Here is a 4,282-nt window from a genome sequence, read left to right on the forward strand (position 1 = left end):
CTATACCGGAAGGTGTCCGACTCGAGAAACCTCTAAAAAGGGCGAAAAAACGTCAAGTTTGCGTGAAATAAAAACTCCACGCAAACTTGACGACGCTATCAAGCCAAAGTCCGAAAACCGGACGAAAACCGACGGAATTCACAAACTTTTTCACGGAAAACATGGATGGGGTGAGCCTGTTGTTGGCGTTAGAAACATTCAAAAAAAGATTGATAAACAGTCGATTAGAAGTGCAAAGAGAAGAGGGTTACTTAAGTAATGATGTCTTTTCTTTTGGTTCTCCAGCGTCGGAAAATGAATTGAGTAAACTGCCGAACCATACTCCGAATGAAATGATTGAGTTTTTGAAGTCACATAACGGAGCCGATATTTTTATACATCCGGAGTATGGCGGTGGAATTCTTTTCTTCTCTGTCGATGAGATTCTGGAGTATATCGACATTTGGGAATGTCCCGAGAACTGTATTCCGATTGGTGTTGGGCGTGACGGTGAGTGGATCATCTGCGAAGTCGACCGAACTGGTGGAAATCGTATCTGGGTCGGCGAGTCTATCTCTTTCGAAGATGAATATGAGCGACTACCGATGGGATTTTCCGACTGGTTCGACTATCTATTGGTGGCGCAAGGTGCGCATTTTTGGGATTGGTTCCGATAGAATCGAAGTGCCGCATGTCGTATTTTACCGTTCAAAGAGCATAAGGAGAAACTGCTATCACTTTCCGTGATAGCCCAGGCAGGGCCTGGGGTTTCTGTGATATCACCAAAAGTCCAAAAATGGCACGAAATGTGCCGGTGAAAAAACGAAAGTGGCACTTTTTGTGCCACTTTTTTATTCGTCGTTCGCGTCCATATACAACTTAAAAATGAAATTCCGTCGCGCTTCTCGTTGTGCTCTTGTCTTGATGTACGGATTCTCTTTTTCATATTCGATGATGTCACTTTCGAGGAAGAGTGCCGTCCGATTGTTCGCGACATATTGTACTGGGAGAGGGAATGTGTCCTCTCCTTTTTTGTCGTGCAGACTTTGTCGTGGCATATCCCAACGAACAGAAAGGTCGGCGATCGTCAGAAGTTTTGGTATGTCGTTCGGCTTGGTCATTCGTGGTCGCTGCATGTTGTTTTTAGTCCCTTCATGAGATATCGAAGATAGATAATGCCCATTTACATACTGACACTTGTCAGGCAGTATTTTTATGGTCGCTCACCCGATTGGAAAAAGCAAAGGCTTTAACCTTTGGATTCCTAATATTTTATTTTCGCAGAAAGGGAACCTCTTTATTTTGTTCATATCTAAAAAGCGTTCAGTATCCTAGTGGACTGAGCGCTTTTTAGATAAAAATATAGAAAAAAAGTTATGGTTATGAGGTTTTTTACAAAACTAAATCAACGAATACATTTGTGATAATGTTTGCCATGAATCGGTTCATACCCTTATTCGTTAAATATTTTAAAATAGCTGCTTTGAACGTATCGTCTGAATTGGCGATGTAGTCTACGAATGTAGTGATCCCTTGATAATGAAGATATGATAAAGGAATACCATAAAACTTCTCCATTAAGTCGATTGTATTATCCCATCTTGTTTTCCCGAATTTTTTCAATGCAGCTTTAACTGCTGTAGCACCTGCTTTAGCTGCTAGTGTTGCTTTCCCCATAGTTTCATATTGACCTTGGTTTGAAGAAGCTTCAAGCTTTCTAACCACTTCTTCAACTAATACAGGATCAGATGAAACACTTGGGTCGTTTTTTATAAAATCTACAAAATCTTGGGTTGATTTGCTATCATTTAAGAGGGTTAATTGATTTTTGGAAACTTCGGTAGATGCTGCAGCTACTGAAATTGATGGAGCGATTACTGAGGTAGTCATAGATAATGCAAGCGTTGTAGCTAAGATGCTTTTTTTGTTCATTTCGACAACTCCTTTTTACTTTTTAAACCAATAATTAAAATTATATTACTTATTTATGTAGAAAACAATGCTAGGAGGTGATAATTTGGAAAATAATGAACGTAAAATACCAGCTTATATGAAAAACATTCCATTTTTCTTTATTGCTGCATTAGCTGCACCGGTAGCGATGCTTTTGGTTTTTCTTAATTGGAGTAAGATTACTCCTCAAATGAGAAGCAATCATTTGATATTTTCTATTTTGATGACGTTATTGTATGTTTCTAAAATACTTCCAGATGGGACACTTAAGCTTTTACTTACAGCTCTCGCTCTAACGCTCATTCTTTTTGTGACTTACATTGTTATTGGCGGAAAAAGAAAGTAAGTATAAATGAATAAGCTTTTCTGCGGAAATCATATTGTCAGAAAAATCAAGAAGGCGTACAATAGGCAGTAACAAAATACGGACGGAACAACAAAAAACGCCACTTCTCCCTTCAGCTTGTTTGGCGACAAGTTGAAGATCATTGAAGTGACGATTTTGAATAGCGAGTGGTGGAACACTAGCTATTGATCGTTGAAGGCACATTGGACGTGACTTCAACTTAGATGCACTTATCATACTAAGGAAACCTTTAACATTCAAGGTTTTAGTATAAAAAAGGGCGTCGTTCAGTAGCGAGTTTTACGAAACTCTCTATTCGGACGACGTCCTTTTTCTATTGTTTTTTACATATCAGAGTTCTGCACTCGCTCTTAAAACGAGTAGGTCCATCTAGCCGACGCAACAAAGTAGATCGGTCACCAATGCGGTTCCAGCATGTGGTGTGACGTTAGCAGGGGAAGGACGGAAAGCCCTGTACATAGCCTAAGTCCCTTCGGGGATATGGTAAAGATCGTTGAGAGGTTCAGACGGGGTCATATGGTACGACCGGAGGCAGTCCCACGACAAACGGTGGGGGAGTTCCTCGTAGGCGGCTGTATGATTGCTGTGACACGACGCAGGACGGCTCTGGCCGTCGTGCAGTGGGTTATGTGACGAGTCGCCGAAAGGCAGCAAGGTAGGGCGTGGAAACGCCTTGTGTGCGCGATAGTAGCGCAGCGAGTCACATGTCGGGGTTGAGACACCCCGGAGTCTTGGAACGCCTAGACATACGGATACCTCGTCTTGCACTAGACGGAGAACGTGGTGGGCAGATTTTAACCGCATCCTTTTTCAAAGGGGTTAGTCTGCCCATCCAGCCGTTTCCTATCTTCCCTACCGGAGTATGCCCGGTGCGCTCTTGGGTTTCAAGTCTTTTTCTTTCCAAGCTCTAAAAAGAAAAGAACAAAGAGCAAACAGATCAGCGAGGAAACAGTAGAAGATGCAAATTCATATGTGGCACGAGGAATACGAGCCTAGCGTAGTCTGGCGACGTGTTCCGCATGTGCCCCGACAAGCGAGCGAAGGCGTAAACGCCGTAGCGAAGTGCGTTCAGCAGAGAGAAGAAAGACCTGGAGAGGATCGCCCGAGACATCCGACAGGATGCCAGGGCGATCCAGAAGGACGACAGGAAGGTGTTAGCCCTAATCTTGGAGAATGAAGAGGGTAAGAGGGAAGGTTGGCAACAACCAAAGAAGAAAGGATGGTCTCCGATGAAGAACATGGACCTCACGATCTACGAGGTGACGGAACTGAACGAGCGCATGAAGTTCCTGGACCTGGCGAAGCAACATGCGCCAGTGGGCAAGGAGAAGCTACGAGAGGCGTTGAAGTCGGCCGGGGCGACGTTCGACCAACGGACCAAACGGTGGCACATCGACCGCAGCCATCCGAATGCGGACAAGAAAGTGCTCGATTTCGTTCAGACGAGCCGTTCCAGTGTGACAAAGGCGAAGCGTGTCGCCACGGATCCGTTGAAAATCGACCCGGTCACGGGGCAGTCCCGGCTGGATGACGACTATTTCGCGATCGAGACGAAACCGGAACGGATCAATCGCAAAAAAGTTTCGTTGGACATGGATGTGGCGCTACATAAGCAGTTGAAGCAGATCGCCCTGGAGAACGATGTGAAACTCTACGAGTTGGTCGAGGGCGTGCTGCGGAATTACGTCGAGAAGAAAAAATAACAAAAGGAGTGATGAAGATGTTGATGACGATTCAAGGATTCGAATCGAGGTACGAGGAAATCATGCGAGAGCCGTCGATCCGCCGGCGAGACGAGCAACTAAGAGAATTGATGATCGAGATGGAGATGATCTTCAAAATACCGATGCTGAAGAACACGACCTGGGAGAAAGAGAACCCCCAGGTGATCGAACTATACCGGAAGGTGTCCGACTCGAGAAACCTCTAAAAAGGGCGAAAAAACGTCAAGTTTGCGTGAAATAAAAACTCCACGCAAACTTG

General features: G+C 44.4%; 6 protein-coding genes. 4 read left to right on the forward strand and 2 right to left on the reverse strand.

Going from position 1 to position 4,282, the window contains the following annotated elements; all coding sequences use genetic code 11:
- The first annotated feature begins 86 nt into the window (after nucleotides 1–86).
- A complete protein-coding gene (locus tag KNP77_RS15655) occupies nucleotides 87–656 on the forward strand; it encodes an SMI1/KNR4 family protein (protein ID WP_251139132.1) in 570 nt (189 codons plus the stop codon).
- A 174-nt stretch (nucleotides 657–830) separates the two neighbouring features.
- Here KNP77_RS15655 and KNP77_RS15660 read toward each other — a convergent pair whose 3' ends face one another.
- Nucleotides 831–1,115 (reverse strand): hypothetical protein, encoded by a 285-nt coding sequence (locus KNP77_RS15660; protein WP_214891730.1) that lies wholly within the window; start codon nucleotides 1,113–1,115, stop codon nucleotides 831–833.
- A gap of 256 nt (nucleotides 1,116–1,371) precedes the next feature.
- On the reverse strand, nucleotides 1,372–1,911 hold the full coding sequence (locus KNP77_RS15665) for a hypothetical protein (RefSeq protein ID WP_214891732.1): 540 nt from the start codon (nucleotides 1,909–1,911) through the stop codon (nucleotides 1,372–1,374).
- 85 nt (nucleotides 1,912–1,996) lie between these two features.
- On the opposite strand from KNP77_RS15665, the gene KNP77_RS15670 reads away from it, so the two are divergent.
- The 3 genes from KNP77_RS15670 (at nucleotide 1,997) to KNP77_RS15680 (ending at nucleotide 4,229) form a co-directional block, all read left to right on the forward strand.
- The gene (locus KNP77_RS15670) at nucleotides 1,997–2,278 is read left to right on the forward strand and encodes a hypothetical protein (protein ID WP_214891734.1); all 282 of its coding nucleotides are present in this window, start codon (nucleotides 1,997–1,999) and stop codon (nucleotides 2,276–2,278) included.
- A gap of 1,250 nt (nucleotides 2,279–3,528) precedes the next feature.
- Nucleotides 3,529–4,002 carry a hypothetical protein gene (locus tag KNP77_RS15675; RefSeq protein WP_214891736.1) on the forward strand — a complete coding sequence of 158 codons (474 nt, stop codon included), beginning with the start codon at nucleotides 3,529–3,531 and terminating at the stop codon, nucleotides 4,000–4,002.
- Between the two features lie 17 nt (nucleotides 4,003–4,019).
- On the forward strand, nucleotides 4,020–4,229 hold the full coding sequence (locus KNP77_RS15680) for a hypothetical protein (RefSeq protein ID WP_214891738.1): 210 nt from the start codon (nucleotides 4,020–4,022) through the stop codon (nucleotides 4,227–4,229).
- Nucleotides 4,230–4,282: the final 53 nt, after the last annotated feature.

The sequence above is a fragment of the Exiguobacterium sp. s142 genome, assembly GCF_018618455.1.
Taxonomy (GTDB): Bacteria; Bacillota; Bacilli; order Exiguobacteriales; family Exiguobacteriaceae; genus Exiguobacterium; species Exiguobacterium aurantiacum_A.